This is a genomic window from Bacteroides sp. HF-162 (genome assembly GCF_015679285.1).
Classification (GTDB): Bacteria; Bacteroidota; Bacteroidia; order Bacteroidales; family Bacteroidaceae; genus Bacteroides; species Bacteroides uniformis.
In genome coordinates this window covers 3,640,423-3,661,729 of sequence record NZ_CP064937.1, presented here as the reverse complement: position 1 = coordinate 3,661,729, position 21,307 = coordinate 3,640,423, and the positions used below count along the sequence as shown (strand labels likewise).

The following is a 21,307-nucleotide window of genomic DNA, read 5'->3' as shown; positions in this document are numbered from 1 at the left end:
TAACAGTCTTATGGAAAATCAGGAACTGATTAAGCAGGTGACTGAGAAAGCCGAAAAATGGCTTACCCCGGCATATGATGCCGAAACTCAGGCAGAAGTGAAACGCATGTTGGAAAATCCAGATAAAACCGAATTGATAGACAGTTTTTACAAAGACCTGGAGTTTGGAACGGGTGGTCTGCGTGGCATCATGGGTGCCGGTACAAACCGCATGAACATCTACACCGTAGGTGCCGCAACGCAGGGCTTGTCCAACTATCTGAACAAATGTTTTGCCGGAAAGAAGGATATTTCCGTTGTTGTGGGGCACGACTGCCGCAACAATAGCGACAAGTTCGCAAAGATTTCTGCCGACATCTTCTCTGCAAACGGCATCAAGGTATATCTTTTTGATGACCTTCGTCCTACGCCCGAAGTTTCATTTGCCATTCGCCACTTCGGTTGCCAGAGCGGTATCAACATTACAGCCAGCCACAACCCCAGAGAATACAACGGCTACAAGGCTTATTGGGATGACGGTGCGCAGGTGCTCGCTCCGCACGATACAGCCATCATAGACGAGGTGAATAAGGTGACGGTGGCCGACATCAAGTTCAACGGCAACAAGGACTTGATTCAGATTATCGGCAAGGAAGTGGATAAGGTTTATCTGGACATGGTTCACTCCATCTCCATCGACCCCGAAGTCATCCGTCGCCAGAAAGACCTCAGCATTGTGTATACTCCGCTTCATGGCGCAGGCCGCGTGCTCATTCCGGACTCATTGAAGGAGTGGGGATTTGAGAATATCAACTGCGTGCCCGAACAGATGGTGAAGGACGGCAATTTCCCGACGGTGGTTTCTCCGAATCCCGAAAATGCCGAAGCCCTTTCCATGGCCATTGCGCTGGCCAAGAAGATTGACGCTGACATCGTGATGGCAAGTGACCCGGATGCCGACCGTGTCGGTATGGCCTGCAAGGACGATAAGGGCGAGTGGGTGCTTATTAATGGTAACCAGACTTGTCTCATTTTCTTGTACTACATCATCAAGAACCGTATTGCAATGGGCAAGATGCAGCCGAATGACTTCATCGTGAAGACCATCGTGACCACTGAACTTATCAAGGCTGTGGCAGATAAGAACAAGATTGAAATGCGCGATTGCTATACCGGCTTCAAGTGGATTGCCCGCGAAATCCGTCTGAGCGAAGGCAAGCAGCAGTATATCGGTGGTGGTGAAGAAAGCTATGGCTTCCTGGCCGAAGACTTTGTCCGTGATAAAGATGCGGTTTCTGCCTGCTCCTTGCTGGCCGAAATCTGTGCTTGGGCCAAAGACCAGGGCAAGACACTCTATGACGTATTGATGGAAATCTATGTAGAATACGGATTCTCAAAGGAAACCACCGTGAACGTGGTGAAACCCGGTAAGAGCGGTGCCGAAGAAATCAAGGCGATGATGGATAACTTCCGTGCCAATCCTCCGAAGGAAATCGGCGGTTCGGCTGTCAGCTTGATTAAGGATTACAAGACATTGGAGGCTACCGATGTCCGGGGTAATGTAAGCAAGCTGGATATGCCCGAGACTTCCAATGTACTTCAATATTTCACTGTAGACGGCACGAAGATTTCTGTCCGTCCTTCCGGTACGGAACCGAAGATTAAGTTCTATATCGAGGTGAAGGGCGAGATGGGTTGTCCGAAATGCTATGCCGGCGCTGATGCCGAAGCTGAAAAGAAAGTGGAGGCAGTGCGCAAGTCACTCGGCATTTGATAGGAAAGAGGAAAAAATGTGTATATAGTGTTTGGAGAGGCGTAACCCGTGAGGGCTGCGCCTTTTCTTTTTGCTTCTGTGTTGAAAGAAAACTTAAATAAAGACTTAAACCCGATGGTTGATGAACAAAACGTTTGCAGGGAAGTTTAGTATATGCAGATTGCGGTTACACACCGATTGGTTGATGTGAATGAGAGTCGTTTCATTCGTAGTTGTTCGTTTGTGAGTGTGTGTTTTCCGCAATTTGCTTTTTTAAATTTCTTCCCCCCTCTTTTTAATTCTTTAATTTTTAATTGTTCTCCATCCACCAGTCTATCAGCCTTCTTGCGATACTCAGCTTTCGTGGTATTTCGGGCAGGTTGTCTTTGGAATAGAAGGCGGCAGCGGTCAGCTCATCTTCCTGCAGTTTTATCTCTCCGCTTTCGTAGTCGGCAATGAAACCCACCATCAATCCGCTGGGGTAGGGCCAGGGCTGGTTGCTGAAGTAGGTGATGTTCTTTACCTTCAGCCCCGTTTCCTCAAAAACTTCCCGTTCCACACATTCTTCCAGTGTTTCGCCGGCTTCGAGGAAACCTGCCACCAGTCCGTAGAAGGTCCCGCGGAAATTGCGTGCATGCACCAGCAGGATTTCGTTTCCTTTGCGTATTAGTACGATGATGGCGGTGGAAACGGGAGGGTACATCTCATTGCCGCAGTTGGGACACTTCTTCATGATGGGGGTCTGGTGCTCCATGGCGGTGCCACACACGGGGCAGAAGCGGCTGTGCTCGTCCCAATAGAGTATCTGGAAGGCCTTTCCTGCGGAACGGTATTCGTCCGGGGTGATGTAGTCGTACGATGCGCGCAGGCCTATCATTACCCATTCGTCGCTCTCGGTCACAGGCTGTTTCAGGGCAAATGCACGTACTTGCTTGCCGTTGGGGGGGAACACTTCGTGTATATTACTTCCGGCTTCCGGTGTCAGAGGAGGCTCTATACTGACGGGTACGCTGTATTTTATTTCTCCTTTGTCTGTATATCCTTTTTTCAGTAGCAGTTGGTCTTTGAAGAAGACGAACCACTGCGTGGAGGGTTGGGGTTCTGTTGATTTTTCCATTGTTTGTTGTTTTATTATTTGGGGGGATGAACACGAAAATACCAAGGCACAGAGATTCTTTTCAAAGAGATAAAGCATTAATTTCTATGTCTTTGTGTCTCTGTGTTCGCCCCCCTAAATTTCGTTTGCTGTGTCTTTTTCTTGCCGCACATAGACCGTTGACCTTCCCATTCCGCGGCGGCGCAGGAACCCTTGCCGGATGAATTTGTTCAGCTCGTCTATGGCGGCATGTCTGGTTAGTCCGCTCAATTGGATGTATTCGTTCTTGTTGATACATACATTCTGCTTGAGGAACAGTTTCAGTTCGGCTTTTCTTGTTTCTTCGGTGGTCTCTACTACTTTTTTCGATTTCTTGGTAGTGGAGTGTACACGTTCCAACGTCATTTTCTTCTTGATGTTGTTGCGGAACGTGCTGCTGATGCGCAGGTGTACGTTTTGGAATTGGACGGATTCGGAGCGGATTTTCTTTTTCTCGTCGTCGGTCTCGCGCAAGCATTTCAGTGAAGTGCTGAAGAATCCGAGTTCTCCCAGCTCCACGATGTTTCCGTTGGCCAGCAAATCGCACAACTCGTCAATGCAGGCATCCAATGCTGCCCCTATCACATTCTTGGGCAGATGTTGGAAAGTTGCGATATGTTCCACAAACTCCTTTTGGGTATAAGTCCTTTTCGGGCAGATACGTGCATGGAGTGATTTCTTGTCTTCTTTCCCGTCGGGCGAAGGCGTTTCGTAAAGGTCGTAATACGCGCTCATAAGATATTTATTTTTGTTTATAGCGATAAACAGTTCTCGTCGCTTCGGGGAATTATTTTTGTCGCTAAGCGGATAATTTTCTTCTTCCTAAAAACTAATCGTCCGACAACTGTTGCATTATCGTCCAACAGTTGTTTAATTATCGTCCGACAGCTGTCGGACGAAACAGAAATGGGTATGGGACGATTATTTCTTAGTGAACAAAGGTATAAAATATTGTGATACGAAGGGTAGTGTTTGGGGAGGAAAGTTTTAGTTTTCGGCAAAAGAGGGGGGATTGTTAAATCCCCAATAATAGGGACTGATCCGATGAAGGACTGGTCACTTACCTGGGGACAATTTGTCTCCAGGTAGAAATGGTAATAGATATAGGAAATGAAAGCAAATCACAACGTGTGTATGCGTGTCTGTGTGTATTTGTTTTCCAAAGATAGTGAATCTTAATAAGACTCTCTCTGATTTCCCTACTATTTTGTATCTTTACACACTTTTCTTTATACATGAGTACTGACTATAAATAAATCATATTGTGGAAATAACCCAACGCATTCGTCTCCTCCTTTCCGAAATGAACCGGGGAGTATACGAAAAAGAAACTGAAATAAACCTCTCCCTGCTGGCAGCTCTGGCAGGCGAGAGCATCCTGCTCCTGGGACCTCCGGGAGTAGCCAAGTCAATGGTAGCCAGGCGGCTAAAGTCGGCTTTTACAGATGCCCGTGCCTTCGAATACCTGATGTCCCGCTTCTCTACGCCCGACGAGATTTTCGGTCCTGTCAGCATTAGCCGACTGAAAGAATCCGACAAGTATGAACGTGCCATCGACGGCTATCTGCCCACAGCCGATGTCGTGTTTCTGGACGAAATATGGAAAGCAGGCCCTGCCATACAGAACACTCTGCTGACCGTCATCAACGAGAAACTTTTCCGCAATGGCGACAAGGAACTGCATCTCCCCCTCAAACTGCTCGTAGCTGCCAGCAACGAACTGCCCGCTCAAGGCGAGGGACTGGAAGCCCTATGGGACCGTTTCCTCATCCGCATTCTCTGCACCTGTGTCAAGCAGGAAGAATCTTTCTACAAAATGCTGCTGGACGATTCTGCCGACCATCCGGAAACGACTGCCTGCGAATGGCAAATCTCCGACCGCGAGTATGCCGAATGGCAAGCTGAGATACGCCGCGTAACCTTGCCTCTCGATGTTCTTTCCTGCATCACAGCCATTCGCCACGGACTGACAAGCGTAGAGATGCAAGACTCCGACCTGCGCCGCAATGTCTACGTCAGCGACCGTCGCTGGAAGAACATCGTGAAGCTGCTCAAGGCCTCCGCCTTCGTCCACGGCCGCACGGAAGTCTCCATGACCGACCTGCTTCCCGTCTACCACTGCCTATGGAGTGAGCCTGATGAGAGCGTTGCCATCCGTGGCATCGTTATCCGTGCCTTATTCGTGTCCCACACAAAACAGATTGCCGGTATCGCCTCCTCGCTGAAATCCGATTTGAAAGTCAGCCGTGTGCGCGAAGCCATCGACAAAGCCCGCCTTGCCGGCGACCGTAGGGACGATGACCTGCTGATAACGGAACACTTCTACTACCAGGTGGAGAAACATGGTACGGGCAACACCTACATCTTTATCGTGGACTACAAAAATCTGAAGGAGTACAGCGCCAAAGATGCCCTCACCTTGGGCGTAATGTATGCCGACCCCATCAATCCCAAGCGTACCATCATCCGCGCCTTTGCCGACACCAGTGCCGTGAAAGAGGAAGGCACCGAACGCGTCACCCTCTACCGCGACGACAAGCATCTCTATATCAACGGTGTGCGCTTCCCTATGCGGCGCCTGCAACGGGGTGAGGAGCAACAGCTCTGGCTGGGGAACCTCTCCATTACCGACCGCGACTATGAGACGGAACTGGACACTGCTGCCACGAATATAGACCGTCTGGTAAGAGACTTGTCCGACAATATCTTCGTTTCCGAAGAGGACAAAAAGAGTGTGGCTCAATACGTATCCACCATCCGCAAGGAGATAGCCTGGGCGCGTGTGGATATGCGGAAATTGAGGTATGGAGACGAATAATCTCCGGTAACAAATAGGATGACAGCCATGAATACCACCCGATATGACACCGCTTTCTATGTGCAGGCACTGGACCGTTTCGTAGCCACCGGAGAGTGTGCGGAGACGGACACCGAGCCCTTGTATGCCTATCTGCTCTCCGTGATGAACGACTCCATGGTCAAGGTGCAGGTGCTGGGCAATGAGGTCTGTGCACGTATCTTTTACGACACCATGATTCAGTTTATCCACTTGAATTTGGAGAAGGAGAGGTACAACCTCCGGAAAAGCCAGTCGGAACGGAATGAGATGAAACTCGTGCTGGAGTGGTCCATGGCAAAGCGGAAAGACGGCTGGCAAGCCTTGCTTCAGCAGATTTCCGACAAATACCGGGAGTACGGCTTCGACTCCCGCTTCTATCGCAGCCACTTCGGTACCGAAGGAGGATATGCGGACGATGAAGTCTGGGAGAAAATGGTGGACGACTGGGAAGACGCCTTCCAACTGAAGATGCACGAAGAAAAGGAGAAAGAGATTGCTTTCCGCAAAGATGCCCTCGAGCGCAGGCTCCGTTCCAATCTGAAAGACATCCCCGAGTACATCCGCCAGAACCGGGTGGATAAGGACGAATTCTTCCAGACCTGGGGCATGATGAGCGGCTTGTGGAATACTGTCGACTTTGAGCGTATACGGAAAATCGTGCGCATCCAGCGCTCTTGCCCCGAGATAGTGAAAGTGGCCCGCAAGATGGGGCGTATGGCAGACGACGAAGGACGTGAGCAAATCCGCGTTGCCGAGGGAAACGTCTACAAAATGGAGCACTCCTCCAAATGTGACATCCTGGGTATCAGTACCGGCAACGACCTCAATGCCCTGCTTCCCATTGAGCTTGCCCATTCCGCCGACAGCGAACTGGAAGATTTGTTCGTCTACAAATACCTCACCCGCAAGCTCCAGACCTTCCGCTATAAATCGGAAATCATGCAGCCTGCCCGGCGTATCGAAACCAAGCCCGCCCGTCCCAAAGGTCCGATGATTGTCTGTCTGGACACCTCGGGAAGCATGGCTGGCAAGCCGGAGAAGATTGCCCACTCCCTGCTGATAAAGCTCCTGGAGATAGCCGACCGTCAACGGCGGAACTGCTTTCTGATAGCCTTTTCCGTCTCCATTCATCCGATTGACGTAAGGAAAGAGCGGGCAAGGCTGCTCGAATTCTTCTCAAAGACAGCTTGCGGGGATACAGATGCCACCCGCATGTTGGAAGCCACGTTCCGCCTGCTCAAAGAAGGCAAGGAGTATATGAATGCCGATGTGCTTTGGGTCAGCGACTTCAAGATTCCTCATTCTTCACCTGCCTTTATGGAGGAGATTCGCCGTTGTCGGGAAGCCGGTACACACTTCTACGGTCTGCAGATTGGCATCACGGACAATGAGTGGGCACCATTCTTCGACCATATCTATCGGGCGGAGTATACTCCTTCGCGACAGTATTAAAAGTTGATATTTACGCCTCCCATCACCGTGGCTTTCGGCATGGGGAAGCCTGCATTGATTTCATAGCGTTGTGCCAGCAGGTTTTCGCCCTTGACGAAGACGTCGGCAAAACTGCACAGACGGTAGTTGGCACGCAGGTTCCAGAGTACGAAGCTTTCCTGCTTCTCCTTGCCCGGGGTGACTGAGGTATGAAGCCCCTTCACGTATTGTATACCGGTAGACAGGCCCCAACGTCCTTGCGTAAAGTCCGCACCGGCATAAAGTTTGTGCTCGGGAGCAGCCAGTACCGGATTCTCCATGTGCAGCCAGCTGTAGTTGGTGTTTATCTGCCAGTGGCGGTTGATGTGGTAGCCGAGGTTGGTTTCCACGCCCCAGTTCTCTATCTCTCCGGAGTTGACGTTCTTGCGCAGGGCAGGGTCTGTCATGATGATGTTGTCCCCATTGATGTAGTAGAGGTTCACCCCATAGGACATGGCCCCTCCCAAAAGCTGCCCCGTAAAGGAGAGTTCATAGTTCATCAGGCTCTCCGCTTTCAAATCGGGGTTCTGTGGAGGGAACATGTACATCTCCCGGATGGTGGGGTTACGGAATCCTTTGCTCACCATTGCTTTCAGTTCTGCCTGCCGCGGCAGATGGAAAGCCAGTCCCCCTTGGGGAATCCATTCCGTGCCTACGTGCGAATGGTGGTCTATGCGGACACCGGCGTCCAGTGAAAGCCAGCTGTTGATGTCCTGCCTGAAATCCACATAGCCTGCAAATTCATCCATCTGCTTGTCCACACCGGGGATACGGTCGCCAATCTGCTGTCCGGGTTTTGCCTCGTCGATGGCGACAACCTTGTTCCAGGACTCTCCGCCGAAGTGCTGGTAATCGAAACCTACGGTCAGGCGGTTGCCGGTGAAGAACGTGGCGCTTTGATACCACGATATGCCCAGCATCCGGTCTTTGGAGTTGAAGTGCGACTTCTGGGGCTCTCCTCCGGGGTGGTAGCCGTCATTAATCTTGTGCCGGCCCCAGTTGTAGAAGAAGCTCACGGCGCCGGAAGTGCGGTCGTAACGATTTTCCAGTGCGAAGGAGGTCATGCCGCGTGTGATGCGCGAGTCGTTGTCTATATACGGATTGTCGGCTTCGCCGGGATTGGAGGCGTTGAAGCGGGTGATGTTCACGTCGCCCCACAGCTTCCAGGTGTTGCTGAAGTCGTATCCCAATTTGGCATAGCCGCCATACTGCTCAAACTCCATGTCGTCACGGTGTCCGTCGGTACGGTTGTACGAGCCGGTCACCACGCTGCTGAAACGCCCTTTTCTTACGCGGTTGGAGACTTCCGTCTGCAGGGTGTTGTAGGAACCGTATCCTATCTGCGCATTGGTTTTCACCCCGTCCTCCTGCATCTTGCGGGTGACGATGTTGATAACCCCGCCCATTGCATTGGACCCGTAGAGGACGGAGGCGGGACCGCGCAGCACTTCCACCCGTTCGGTCATCATGCTCTGGTAGGCGTCGGCGATGGGATGTCCCATCAAGCCCATGTATTGCGGGTGTCCGTCTATCAGCACCAGCAGGCTGGTTGTAGGTCCTCCGGCTGCATTTACCCCGGCGCCTATACCGCGCAGGCTCATGCCTCCTGCGGCTCCCGTGGATACGCCGTAGCCCATGATGCCGCGGCTTGTGGTGAAAAGTCCGGGCACCTGCTCGGTCAGTGTAGGCAGGATGGAGGGCTGGTAGGTCTGTTCCAGTTGCCGACGACCCACTACGGAGATGGTCATTGGCAGGTGGCGGATGTCTGTTTCATTTCTTGTCCCGGTCACCACGACTTCATCAAGCTTGTAGCTTTTCAGCCGGAGGCTGTCGGCAGGTGCGGACAGCATACTACCCGGAAGGGCGATACTTATTAAAATTGCGATTAAAATCTTTTTATTCATCGTTTATCTATGGTTCTTTTTGCAAAGTTATACAAAAAGAAGAATCTGTATATGATTGGTAATCCTTAAAATGGACAACCAGGGTTGAAGGTAAGTCCGTTAAAGGGTTTCCTGCTTCAGCGCTTCCACAAATCGGTCTATCTCCTGCAGTTTCGCCGGGATGTCGATGCCTTGCGGACAGTGCGGGTTGCATTGGCCGCAACCGGTGCAGCGGTTGGCTTGGCGGAGACGGGGAACACTGCGGTCATAGCCTATCAGGAAGGCGCGGCGTGCCTCGCGGTAATTCTCGTCTTGGCTGTTCTGCGGCACGTTGCCCTCGTTGATGCAGCGGTTGTAGTGCAGCAGGATGGCTGGAATATCCAGCCCATAGGGGCACGGCATACAGTATTTGCAGTCGTTGCACGGCACGGTGGGGTATTGCAGCATTCGCTGGGCGGTATCTTCCAGCAGGGTAAACTCCTCTTCCGTACATGGAACAAGCGGGGAGAAGGTACGCAGGTTGTCTTGCAGATGCTCCATGTACGTCATTCCGCTCAGTACGGTCAGCACATCGGGGAAAGTACCTGCAAATCGGAAGGCCCAGGAAGCCACGCTCTCCTGCGGGCGGCGTTGTTTCAGACGTGCCATCAAGTGGTCGTTCAGGCGGGATAGGCGTCCGCCCAGCAGCGGCTCCATGATGACGGCCGGGATGTTTCGCTTCACCAGTTCGGCGTACAGATATTCGGCGTCCGTGTTGCGGGTATTCACTTCTTTGGCATGCCGCCAGTCTACGTAGTTCAGCTGGATTTGTACGAAGTCCCATTTCAGTTCGTCGTGGCGGGAGAGCAGGTAGTCGAAGACTTCGATGTCTCCATGATAGGAGAATCCGAGGTTGCGGATGCGTCCGGCTTCGCGCTCTTTCAGCAGGAAGTCCAGCATGCCGTTGTCCAGATAGCGGGAACGGAGGGCTTCCATGCCGCCCATGCCGATGCCGTGCAGCAGGAGGTAGTCGATGTAGTCCACTTGCAGGTCGCGGAAGGAGCGGTGATACATGGCAAGGGACTCTTCGCGGCTGTGCGTGCTGGGACTGAAGTTGGACAGCTTTGTGGCAAGGAAGAATTTCTCCCGTGGATGGCGTTTCAAGGCAATGCCCGTGGCGCGCTCCGACAGACCTTGCACATAGGCGGGGGAGGTGTCGAAATAGTTCACTCCGTGGGCAATGGCATAGTCTATCAGGTCGTTCACGGCTTCCTGGTCTATTTCGTCTCCATTCCCGTCGGTGCGTTTGCGGGTGGGCCATCGCATGCATCCGTATCCTAGCAGGGAAACCCGGTCGCCCGTGTTGGGATTGGTACGGTAGGTCATCTTGTCGGTTGGTATCTCGCCCAGCGCGGCCGATTCGCTCTCCCCGTTGTTCTTGTTGCCCGAACAGCCGTACAGGGCTGCTGCCGAGGCAAGCGTTCCTGCACCGGCGAGCTTGAAGAAATCGCGGCGGTTTATCTTGTTCTTGTCTTCTTTCATTGTGATAGGACTGAAATTATAAATGGATATTTGGGTGATAAAGCTGCTTTAGACAGTTCTGTGCATCACATGGCCTTCCACATAAATGGCACTGAACGGACGCGACGGACAAAGGTTCTCGCATGCTCCGCATCCGGTGCAGCGTTCGGCGTTGACTACCGGTATCTTGATGGAGGCTTCGTCTTCCGGGTCTGAAGGAACCATCTGTATGGCACCGGCCGGACAATGGCGGGCACAGTTCCCACATTCCATCTTGTCTGTGATGCAGATGCAATTCTCCTTAATCCATACGGCATGACCGATTTGGATGGCCGATTTCTCGGCGAGGCTCGTCAGATGGATGGCATCGGTAGGACACACCTCCGCACACTTGGCGCATTCGGGGCGGCAGTAACCGCGTTCGTAAGACATTTCCGGCTGCATCAGTTTTGTCAAGTCCGAAGAAGGACGGAGCACTTGGTTGGGGCATACCGATACGCAGAGCTGGCAGGCTGTGCAGTGTTGTGCAAAGTGGCGGGCGCTCAGTGAGCCCGGGGGAGTGATGGGAGTGGCGCGCTCGGGGATTTTTTTGTCCTCGATGACAGCCAGTCCACCGTCCACTTTCTTTTCTTGTGCCTTGAGGGCTGCCGTAGCAGCAAACACGGCGGTTGTAGAGAGAAATGCGCGGCGGGCGTCGTTTACCTGCTCCGGTGCCACGGAGGTTTCCTGAGAGACTGCAGCGGAGGCCGGCTTGCGGCGTGTGTAAGTGATGGCACCTTTCCTGCACTTGCTGATACAGTCCATACATGCCACGCAACGGCTGTAATCTATTTCGTGTGCCTTGATGTTGATGCACGATGCCTTGCAGTTACGGGCACAAAGTCCACAACTGTTGCACTTCTTTGTGTCAATTACCGGTTTCAGCAAGGAATACTTCGAGAGGAAGCCAAGCACTGTACCTACCGGACAGATGGTGTTACAATAGGTACGTCCGCCTCGCCATGCCAGCACGATGAGGACCACCAGAGTGACCGTGGCAATCAGCAGGGTAGGGAGACTCTTCATCCATACATCCGTTTCATAGAAGGCATAGCTGTCAGCACGTTCGGCCAGGTAGGCCAGTCCGTTGTTTGCCCATTGGTAGAGCGGGGAGAAAAGGCTGGAAACGATGCGCCCGTATGAGCTGTAAGGGGCCAGTAGCACGACAAAAGAGTTCAGTCCGCCGATAATGGCAAGTACGAATACTCCCAGCACACCGTAGCGTAGCCATTTCAGTACAGGCGAATAGCGGAAACGGTTCTTCTTCCGTTTGGCGGAGAGCCAGGAAACAATATCCTGGAATACTCCTAACGGGCAGATGACGGAGCAGTAGATGCGTCCGAATACCAAGGTCAGCACTGCAAGAAACAGTACTACACCGATGTTCAGTGCCAGCACGGCCGGCAGGAATTGTATTTTCGCCATCCATCCGAACCAGGCATGCAGTGTTCCCGTGAAGTCGAGGAACAACAGCGTGATGAATGCAAAGAAGATGACGGCAAGGGTCAGTCTGATGGTACGTAGCATAAATGTTTAGTATTCGTTCTTTATACTTTTTTCCCCATCTCGTAGGCTTCGTGCATGGAAGGCTTGTCGTTTATCTCGCCTACCTTCCAGGCACCCACGCCATAAATGGTGCCGCATTCTTTGGGCTCTTCCAGGCAGTCGAGGAAGCCACGGAAACCATCAATGGTACGTTCCATCATGGGGACACTTTCTTCGGCGGCGGCGATGATGAAGTAGAACTCCTTGTTCTTTATTTCAAGGTAGCGTGCACAACAACGGTCAATCAGTGTCTTCATCTGCGCGCTCATGGTGTAGAAGTATACGGGAGTTGCCATGACGATGACGTCGGCGGCAATCATCTTTTCCATCACTTCGGCGGCATCGTCCTTTTGCGGGCAGGGTTTGCCGTACATGCTGCATACGCTGCATCCCGTGCAGTAGTTGATGTGCTTGTCTTTCAGGAAAATCTTTTCTACTTGATGTCCGGCTTCTGCGGCACCGCGCATGAATTCGTTGCACAAGAGGTCGGAGTTTCCATTCCTGCGGGGACTGGAGGAGAGGATTAATACTTTTTTGCTCATATTCGTTGTTCGTTAGTTAGTAAATGATTACGTGCTACAAAAATAGGCCGGTTTTATGAGAACGGCAGTATACAAATTACGGTTGTTGTTACCTAAATTACTGATTCATTCCAAAAGTATCTCCCGTTCGATGCCGGTGTCTTTCAGAAATTCCCGGTCGTGGCTGATGGCAATTACGGTGCCGGCGTAGTTGCGTATCGTTGCCGTTATTATTTCTATGCTCTCGATGTCCAGATTGTTGGTGGGTTCGTCCAAAATGAACATGTCCGGGGTGTTGTCGGCAATCATCAGGCAGCAGAAGGAAAGACGCATCTTTTCGCCGCCACTCAGTTTGCTGCACGGCTTGTTCCACACGTCGCGGGGAAAGAGATAGCGGTTGAGGATGGTTTTCACTTCATGTTCCGGCAGGTGGCGGTGGTTGAAGGCTTCTGCTTGTTGGAGTACGCTGCGCTCATTACGGACGAGGGAGTATTCCTGGTCCAGATAGACGGAGGTGAAGCCGGCACGCTCCATCACTCCGTCGGTGGGGTGCAATTCGCCCATGATGAGTTTCAGCAGGGTTGTTTTTCCACTGCCGTTTTTTCCTTTCAAGCTGAGGCGGTCGCCGCTTCTTAGCTGGAAGGTGAGGGAGGAAGACCAGAGCTCCTTTACTGCCTCCGGACGGGTTGTCTCCATAGGAGAAGCCGCGAGGCTGGGATAATGAAAGTTGACGTCCTTTGCCTTGACTAGAACCTTCCCCACATGCAGATGAGAGGCATTGAAGTCTGTTTTCAGTTTGTCTGTCTGTGGCAGTGAACTTTTGATACCTGACATTTCTGCCTGCAATTTTTCCGTTTTCTCCGTATGAATGCTGCTGAGTCTGCTGCTGCTGTTTTCCGCATTGTTTTTCAGTGCTCCCATCATGATGCGGGGAATCCCCTTTTTAATGGAGTTTTTTTCTCCCCGCACATTCTGTTTGGCCTTCCGTTCTTCTACTTCGCGTGCCACTTTGCGTGCAAGGCGCAGGGCTTTCTGCTTCTCTTCCAGTTGTTGGGTGAGGGCGTTTTGTTGCAGGGTCTTCTGTTTTTTGTAGAAGTCGTAGTTTCCGCTGTAATACGTCAATCCCTGGGAGGAGAGTTCGCAGATGGCAGGCAACTGATTCAGTAGCGTGCGGTCGTGACTGATGACGAGCACGGTAGCCGATGTCCGTCGTATCAAGTTATACAGACGTTCCCGTCCATCCGCGTCCAGATAGTTGGTCGGTTCGTCCAGCAGGATGGCTGTTGGGTTGTGCAACTCCATGCCTGCCAGGAAGATGCGGGTCTTTTCGCCGCCGCTAAGTCCTTCCATCGGACGGGAGAGTGGGATACCGTCCAGTCCCCAGCTGTCGAGAGAAGTCTGGGCGCGTTCTTCCACGTTCCAGTCATCATTGAGCGTATTGAAGTGCTTTTCGGTAGCGTCACCGCTTAGGATGGCATGCAGGGCAGATAGCTTGTGGCTGATTCCCAAAGCTTGTGCTATTGTCTGCCGGTCGTATTGTCCGAAGTGCTGGGGTACGTAGTACAGATGTTCGGGGCGTAGCACCGTTCCCGAACTTGGAGACAAGTCTCCTACCAAAATACGCATGAGGGTAGACTTGCCGCAACCGTTATTTCCGGTCAGGGCTATTTTATCTCCGGAGTTGATACTCAAGTGGAGGTGTGAAAACAAGATTTCCTTATCTGCATGGATATAGCTAAGGTCTTTAATGATAAAGCTCATAAGTTTCTACTGTGTTTTTAGAAGTAAGAATGATAGGGGAGATGCAAGCATTCCCCGAAATTGAAATTCTCGAAGGGGAGGGGTACAGACAAACACAGTATTGGCTAAACATCTATATAGGTGATGCTCAGCGTTCAGTCTGAAAAAGCATGTTGATAGTGATGTTTACCGGAATGTGTTGTCTTTAGTCGGATATTCTCATCGGTGGAATTAATTGGTTAGTGGGCGCAAAGGTAATGATTTCCACTGAATAACAAAGGCTTTTTGCGATATTAATATCGTGTCGGCAAGAAGTTAATATCGTGTTTGCAAGAAATTAACTTCCTGCAGACACGATGTTAATACTTTATTGGTTCTGTTACTTCATGGCCGAAGCATCGAACGAGAGTGGCAGTAATTCTCCCACATTCTTCAGCTCGTAGATTCCCTTTTTGCCATACAGCAACACCCGCATTGGCTGCTTGAAGCGCTTCTCCGTTTCGAGCATCACTTGCCGGCAGGCGCCGCAGGGCGGGATGGGAGACTCCAGGAACTCGTCGTGCTCGTTGCGTGCAGCAATGGCGAGGGTGGTTACTGCCTGGTCGGGATGTTGGGAGTTGGCATAGAATAGGGTGGTGCGTTCTGCACACAGCCCGGAAGGATAGGCGGCGTTTTCCTGGTTGGTGCCGGTCACTACAATACCGTTTGCCAGTCTGGCTGCAGCTCCTACCGAGAAGTGGGAGTAAGGGGCATAGCTGCGGTTGGTAGCCTCGCGGGCGGCATCCATCAGTTCGCGGTCGGCGGCATCCAGTTCTTCATAGTCGTATATCTTGACGGCGATTTCGATATTTAATTCTTTCATAAGGCAAAGGGTTATATTGTAATTAATGTTACAAAGATAGAAAAGAGATTGGTTATTTCAATTCTTTTACGGACTTTTGTGCAGAACTCAACATTTTAAGCATGAAACGGATTTTCAGACTGACTGCTATCATAGCATTTCTTTTTATTTCCATTACAACAGTGCAGGCACAACGCCGGAATGCCCGCTACAATGAGTATATCAAACAGTATGCCCCCCTTGCCGTGGAGCAGATGCAGCGTCATAAGATACCTGCCAGCATCACGCTGGCCCAAGGGCTGTTGGAGAGCGGTGCCGGATACAGCGCGCTGGCGCGCAAGAGCAACAACCACTTCGGCATCAAGTGCGGAGGCAACTGGCGCGGACGGACAGTGAGGCATGATGACGATGCCCGCAATGAATGTTTCCGCGCTTATCGCAATCCGAAAGACTCTTATGAAGACCATTCCGATTTCTTGAAAAGGGGAGCACGTTATGCTTTTCTTTTCAAACTGAAGATTACGGATTATAAGGGTTGGGCGCGCGGCTTGAAGAAGGCTGGCTATGCTACCGACCCGTCGTATGCCAACCGACTGATAACCATTATCGAGGATTATGAACTGTATAAGTACGACAGCCGTGGCATGAGCAAGCGCGATGCCCGCAGCTGGGAGAAGGAACTGAAAAAGAAGCCTTGGCTGGCCAATCCGCATCAGGTGTACATTGCCAACGATATAGCTTATGTAGTGGCACGCGACGGAGACACCTTCCAGGTGTTGGGCAAGGAGTTTGACATCAGCTGGAAGAAGCTGGTGAAATACAACGACCTCCATAAAGAATATACACTGGAGGCGGGAGACATCATCTACTTGAAAGAAAAGCGTAAGAAAGCCGCTAAACCCCATACTGTCTACATTGTGAAGGATGGTGATTCCATGCACTCCATTTCCCAAAAGTACGGCATTCGTCTGAAGAACCTTTATAAGATGAATCGCAAGGATGCGGAATACGTGCCGGAGATTGGCGACCGTTTGAGATTAAGATAAAGAATCTATCCGAAAATGTACAGGGTGTCCGAAAACGGACACCCTTCTTTTTTGTCTTTTCGCTTACTTTCAGTGGGTTATGATTTTGGCATGAATTTAGTATATATTAAGCGTTATGTTCGCAAACAATAAAATTTAAAGATATGGATAGAGAAATTCCGAAAGAAGTGCGTAATAAAGAACGCAATAAGAAAATTATCCGCTACGGTGCTATCGGCGTGGCAGGTATCGTAGTGGTCAGTGTACTCATTTCATTGATGCGTGCGGGAGTGAAAGAGAAAGATCTTGTGTTCTCCAAAGTAGGCAAGGGCACGATTGAAGTCAGTGTCAGCGCCTCCGGCAAGGTGGTTCCGGCATTCGAGGAAATTATCAACTCGCCCATCAATACCCGCATTTTGGAGGTGTACAGAAAAGGTGGCGATAGTGTGGATGTCGGTACTCCTATCCTGAAACTGGACTTACAGAGTGCCGAAACCGACTACAAGAAGATGCTGGACGAAGAGCAGATGCGCAGCTACAAGCTAAAGCAGCTGAAACTTGACAACCAAACCAAGCTGACCGACCTTCAGATGAAAATCAAAGTCTCCGCCATGAAGCTTGACCGCATGAAGGTGGAGCTGCGCAACGAGCAGTACCTCGATAGCCTCGGTTCCGGCACCACTGACAAAGTGCGCCAAGCAGAACTGAGCTACAACGTTGCACAACTGGAATACGAGCAATTACAGCAGCAGTATGCCAACGAGAAGGAAGTGTTGGCTGCGGAATACCAAGTGCAGGAATTGGATTTCAGCATGTTCCAGAAGACACTGGCCGAAACCAAACGTACGCTCGATGACGCGCAGGTGCGTTCGCCCCGGAAGGCCATCCTTACTTATATCAACAATCAGATTGGAGCTCAGGTTCCTGAAGGGACCCAGATTGCCGTCATCTCCGACTTGAGCCACTTCAAGGTGGAAGGCGAGATTGCCGATACTTACGGTGACCGTGTGGCTGCCGGCGGCAAGGCCATTGTGAAGATTGGCAGCGAAAAGTTGGAAGGTTCCGTAAGCAGTGTTACTCCGCTTTCAAAGAATGGTGTAATATCCTTTACCGTGCAGTTGAATGAAGATAATAACCGCCGTCTCCGTTCCGGTCTGAAGACAGATGTGTACGTGATGAATGCGGTGAAGGAAGACGTGATGCGCATAGCCAATGCCAGCTATTATGTGGGACGTGGGGAGTATGAACTTTTTGTACGCAATTCCGATAAGGAAATCGTAAAGCGCAAGGTGCAGTTGGGCGATTCCAACTTTGAGTTTGTAGAAGTGGTCAGTGGCTTGCAACCGGGTGATGAAGTGGTGGTGAGTGATATGAGTAACTATAAGAACAAGAATAAGTTGAAATTGAAATGATAAAGTCTTACTTAAATAAGTCTGGGAACTGTTGAAGCAGAACAAACTGTGGCGCGCAGTATCAGTCGCATTCCACCTACGGAAGCCCTGCGTGACGGATAGATGAAAACGGACAAGGTGTTCATTTTCGGACACCTTACTGCATGTATAAATAGCAGATAATCAATAATAAACGATTTTGGTACAACTTTTGACCTCTTGAAGCAGAAATTGTGCGGAATAGAAACAGAACAGAATAATAACAATTAAATACTTACCATTATGATTAAGTTAACTGGCATCAACAAGATTTATCGTACAAACGAGATTGAAACCGTGGCATTGGAAAATGTAAACCTCGAAGTGAACAAGGGAGAATTTCTCAGTATCATGGGACCTTCCGGTTGCGGAAAATCTACGTTGCTGAACATTATGGGTTTACTGGATGCACCCACCAGCGGTACCATCGAAATAGCCGGTACGAAAGTGGACGGCATGAAGGACAAGGAGCTGGCTGCTTTCCGTAACCAAAAGCTGGGTTTTGTGTTTCAGTCTTTCCATCTGATTAACTCGCTGAATGTATTGGATAATGTGGAGCTGCCTTTGCTGTATAGAAAGGTGTCTGCCAAAGAACGCCGTCGTCTGGCGGAAGAGGTGTTGAAGAAGGTCGGTTTGAGCCACCGCATGCGCCACATGCCTACACAGCTCTCCGGTGGACAGTGCCAGCGTGTAGCCATTGCCCGCGCCATCATCGGCAATCCGGAGATAATCCTCGCCGATGAGCCTACCGGTAATTTGGACTCCAAAATGGGTGCCGAAGTCATGGAGCTGTTGCATCAGCTGAACAAGGAAGACGGACGTACCATTGTGATGGTGACTCACAATGAAGAGCAGGCCAAACAGACCTCGCGTACCATCCGCTTCTTCGACGGACGTCAGGTGGAATAATTACTGCTTAGAAACTATCAACTATTAATTATCAACTATCAATAAATGAAATGCAAACCGTAAGACAAGCTTTTACTATCTTGAAGCAGAATCCGCTGCTGAGTACAATTTCCATACTGGGTACGGCGTTTGCCATTACCATGATTATGGCTATTGTGATTATTTGGCAAACGAAGTATGCCGATTTGGAACCGGAAGTGAACCGTAGCCGGTGCCTTTACTTTTCTGCCATGCATATAAGCAGCAAGACAGAGGAGGGGGTACAAAACTATAATACTCCTTCACCGGCATTTATGAAAGAATGTATACAGCCGTTATCCGAAGTGGAAGCTTGTACTGCTTTTGTTCCGGCCAGTGCCGCTTTGGTGTCTCTTACAGATGGTAGCAACCGGGTAAAGGTGGATGCTATGCAGACCGATCAGGGCTTTTGGAAGGTATTCAGCCTGCAGTTCATGGCAGGACACGGTTTTGGCGAAGAGGATCGTGCAGGAGGTACAAAGGCTGTTGTGGTTTGTGCTTCTGTGGCACGGAAACTGTTTGGTACGACAGATGCGGTGGGACAGCAGTTATTGTTGAACCGCGAACCGGCGCGTGTGATAGGAGTGGTAAAGGATGTTTCTGTCACCGCAAAGGATGCTTACGCACAAGTATGGAGTATGTATCCGGCCGATAAGTTGGAAGTGACTTCGGTATGGAGTTATGGTGGTAGTGTTCATATTGCTGTGCTGGCACGTACATCCGACGATTTTCCGGCTATCAGTCAAGGTATTGCCAAACGGATAGAGGCTGTCAATGCAGGATTGGGAGATATGCAGATAGACATCATGGAGCAACCGGATGACATCGTGGCGCATGTGAACCATGTATGGGCTAACGTAGGACCGGATGTGACGATGCTATACCTGCAATATGCCATTGCATTGTTCATCATTCTGTTGGTGCCGTCGCTCAATTTGTGCGGGCTGAGTAACAGCCGGATGCAGCAGCGTACCTCGGAGCTTGGGGTACGTAAGGCCTTCGGAGGAACGCGCGGTGTACTGATACGCCAAATTCTGAATGAGAACCTGGTACTGACACTGCTTGGTGGTGTGGTAGGATTATTGTTCAGCTACGTAGCTGTATGGGGAATGCGTACCTGGCTTTTTACCAATAGCCAGAATGTCGGTACAGCCGGTGACTTTAGCTTGAGCATGGAGGCATTGTTCAGTCCCTGGGTATTTCTGCTGGCTTTTGCTTTCTGCGTGGTCATCAATACGCTTAGTGCCGGACTGCCTGCATGGATGGCAGCAAGACGGACAATTGTAGATTCACTGAACGATAAATAAAACAAGAAGTATTATGAAATTCATTTTACACAACTTACGCATGATATGGGCACGCCTGAGCAATAGTGGGTGGGTCTTGGCCGAACTTTTTTTGGTATTCATCGTGATGTGGTTTCTTTGCGACTCTCTGGGATGTATGAAATATACTTTCTATCGTCCGTTGGGATATGATATCGACCATGTTTATCGTCTTACTACGGTTCAGGGAGGCGAGAGTCGTGATACTGCATTGCTCGATGCCGACAAGTATCTGAATATCCTGAAAAGGCTGGAACAAGAACCGACTGTAGAGGCCGCTTCATTGAGTTATTGGAGTTTGCCTATGAGTGGCGCAAATAGTTATAACTCGCTGGCTGTACAAGATACCATCGGGCAGAACGGGCGTATGATTTATGCTACCGGTGGATATACCCGGGTTTTCCATATGCAGGAGGAACAAGGACGGACTTTTGCCGCTTTGCCTATCGGCATCAATAATGTGATGTTGAGTCAGGCTATTGCCGATGCCTTCAAGGAACGGCTACCGGAATTTTCACTCAACACACCGATGAAATGGCGTGGAGATACTGTGAATACTGTTACTCAAGGTGGCATTGTCGGCAGTTTCCGCGATTACCGCTATGGTAATGACGCTCATTGGATTTTTATGCGCCTGGGCGAGCAACTTATGCGTGAGGAATTCGGTAGTCAGCAGGCACAGATAGTTTTCCGTGTAAAGCCTGCAGCCGACGGACCGGACTATCGGGAACAATTTCTCCGCGAGATAGCACCGAGGCTGGATACGGACAATATATTTGTTGCCGATGCGGAACCTTACACGCAAATGCAGGCACAGTTTGAAGTGATGTATGGAGATACGGACAAAGTGAATAGTCAGACAATAGTGGTATTGTTCCTTTTGGGTAATGTCTTTTTGGGGCTGATAGGCACTTTCTGGGTTCGTACGCGCCGTCGTCGCTCGGAAATAGCCTTACGGTTGGCGATGGGTAGTACCAAGCATCAGGTTTTTTCCCTTCTTATGGGGGAGGGGTTACTGCTGTTGGCGTTGGTTACTTTGCCTGCTATGCTGGTATGTTACAACGTAGGTGTCGGCGAATTCACCATTGGACGTACTGCATTGATTGCGACCTGGCCGGTAGAGTGGAGCATGATACGTTTCCTGATAGGCTCATTAGGTGCTTGGCTGTTGATAGCACTGATGGTGATGATGGGTATTTGGTATCCGGCCCGGCAAGCCATGAAGATAGAGCCGGCAGAGGCGTTACATGAAGAATAAGAAAATAATATCAACGATAAAAAAGAACGTATCATCTGTTTGTATCGCACACATCACTTGTTTGGGGCAAATATATCATCCGTTCGTACTAAATATA

16 protein-coding genes are annotated in these 21,307 nt (G+C 50.5%); 8 read left to right on the top strand and 8 right to left on the bottom strand.

Features of this window, described 5'->3' with window-relative positions; all coding sequences use genetic code 11:
* Positions 1–10: 10 nt before the first annotated feature.
* A complete protein-coding gene (locus ITJ87_RS15405; protein ID WP_035448791.1) occupies positions 11–1,753 on the top strand; it encodes a phospho-sugar mutase in 1,743 nt (580 codons plus the stop codon).
* A 289-nt stretch (positions 1,754–2,042) separates the two neighbouring features.
* On the opposite strand, the gene nudC is transcribed toward ITJ87_RS15405, so the two are convergent.
* Together nudC and ITJ87_RS15395 are read right to left on the bottom strand one after the other, a co-directional pair.
* A complete protein-coding gene (nudC, locus tag ITJ87_RS15400) occupies positions 2,043–2,849 on the bottom strand; it encodes an NAD(+) diphosphatase (RefSeq protein ID WP_117601257.1) in 807 nt (268 codons plus the stop codon).
* A 114-nt stretch (positions 2,850–2,963) separates the two neighbouring features.
* Positions 2,964–3,602: an HU family DNA-binding protein gene (locus ITJ87_RS15395; RefSeq protein ID WP_117601256.1), complete on the bottom strand. Its 639-nt coding sequence runs from the start codon at positions 3,600–3,602 to the stop codon at positions 2,964–2,966.
* Positions 3,603–4,131: 529 nt separating this feature from the next.
* Between ITJ87_RS15395 and ITJ87_RS15390 the strand changes: the two genes are divergently transcribed.
* A complete protein-coding gene (locus ITJ87_RS15390; protein ID WP_117601255.1) occupies positions 4,132–5,685 on the top strand; it encodes an AAA family ATPase in 1,554 nt (517 codons plus the stop codon).
* A 27-nt stretch (positions 5,686–5,712) separates the two neighbouring features.
* Positions 5,713–7,158, top strand: a complete 1,446-nt coding sequence (locus ITJ87_RS15385) for a hypothetical protein (protein WP_117965868.1) — start codon at positions 5,713–5,715, stop codon at positions 7,156–7,158.
* On the opposite strand, the gene ITJ87_RS15380 is transcribed toward ITJ87_RS15385, so the two are convergent.
* The 6 genes from ITJ87_RS15380 to cdd form a co-directional block, all read right to left on the bottom strand.
* A complete protein-coding gene (locus tag ITJ87_RS15380) occupies positions 7,155–9,026 on the bottom strand; it encodes a TonB-dependent receptor (protein WP_370540413.1) in 1,872 nt (623 codons plus the stop codon). The two genes, ITJ87_RS15385 and ITJ87_RS15380, sit on opposite strands and share 4 nt — an antisense overlap.
* A gap of 153 nt (positions 9,027–9,179) precedes the next feature.
* Positions 9,180–10,580 carry an aldo/keto reductase gene (locus tag ITJ87_RS15375; protein ID WP_117601253.1) on the bottom strand — a complete coding sequence of 467 codons (1,401 nt, stop codon included), beginning with the start codon at positions 10,578–10,580 and terminating at the stop codon, positions 9,180–9,182.
* A gap of 48 nt (positions 10,581–10,628) precedes the next feature.
* Entirely contained in the window at positions 10,629–12,125 is a 1,497-nt protein-coding gene (locus ITJ87_RS15370) for a 4Fe-4S binding protein (protein WP_117601252.1), read from the bottom strand.
* A 20-nt stretch (positions 12,126–12,145) separates the two neighbouring features.
* Positions 12,146–12,685 carry a flavodoxin family protein gene (locus tag ITJ87_RS15365; protein WP_117965785.1) on the bottom strand — a complete coding sequence of 180 codons (540 nt, stop codon included), beginning with the start codon at positions 12,683–12,685 and terminating at the stop codon, positions 12,146–12,148.
* A gap of 105 nt (positions 12,686–12,790) precedes the next feature.
* Positions 12,791–14,425, bottom strand: a complete 1,635-nt coding sequence (locus tag ITJ87_RS15360) for an ABC-F family ATP-binding cassette domain-containing protein (protein WP_117601251.1) — start codon at positions 14,423–14,425, stop codon at positions 12,791–12,793.
* Positions 14,426–14,783: 358 nt separating this feature from the next.
* Positions 14,784–15,266 carry a cytidine deaminase gene (gene cdd, locus ITJ87_RS15355; RefSeq protein WP_005837423.1) on the bottom strand — a complete coding sequence of 161 codons (483 nt, stop codon included), beginning with the start codon at positions 15,264–15,266 and terminating at the stop codon, positions 14,784–14,786.
* Positions 15,267–15,367: 101 nt separating this feature from the next.
* On the opposite strand from cdd, the gene ITJ87_RS15350 reads away from it, so the two are divergent.
* From ITJ87_RS15350 to ITJ87_RS15330, 5 genes are all read left to right on the top strand, one after another.
* Positions 15,368–16,291, top strand: a complete 924-nt coding sequence (locus tag ITJ87_RS15350) for a glucosaminidase domain-containing protein (protein WP_016274394.1) — start codon at positions 15,368–15,370, stop codon at positions 16,289–16,291.
* A gap of 143 nt (positions 16,292–16,434) precedes the next feature.
* The gene (locus ITJ87_RS15345) at positions 16,435–17,682 is read left to right on the top strand and encodes an efflux RND transporter periplasmic adaptor subunit (protein WP_117601250.1); all 1,248 of its coding nucleotides are present in this window, start codon (positions 16,435–16,437) and stop codon (positions 17,680–17,682) included.
* A gap of 261 nt (positions 17,683–17,943) precedes the next feature.
* Positions 17,944–18,609, top strand: a complete 666-nt coding sequence (locus ITJ87_RS15340; protein ID WP_117601249.1) for an ABC transporter ATP-binding protein — start codon at positions 17,944–17,946, stop codon at positions 18,607–18,609.
* A 50-nt stretch (positions 18,610–18,659) separates the two neighbouring features.
* Positions 18,660–19,934 (top strand): ABC transporter permease, encoded by a 1,275-nt coding sequence (locus tag ITJ87_RS15335; RefSeq protein ID WP_117601248.1) that lies wholly within the window; start codon positions 18,660–18,662, stop codon positions 19,932–19,934.
* Between the two features lie 13 nt (positions 19,935–19,947).
* Complete coding sequence (locus tag ITJ87_RS15330) at positions 19,948–21,210, top strand: ABC transporter permease (protein ID WP_117601247.1); 1,263 nt, start codon at positions 19,948–19,950, stop codon at positions 21,208–21,210.
* Positions 21,211–21,307: the final 97 nt, after the last annotated feature.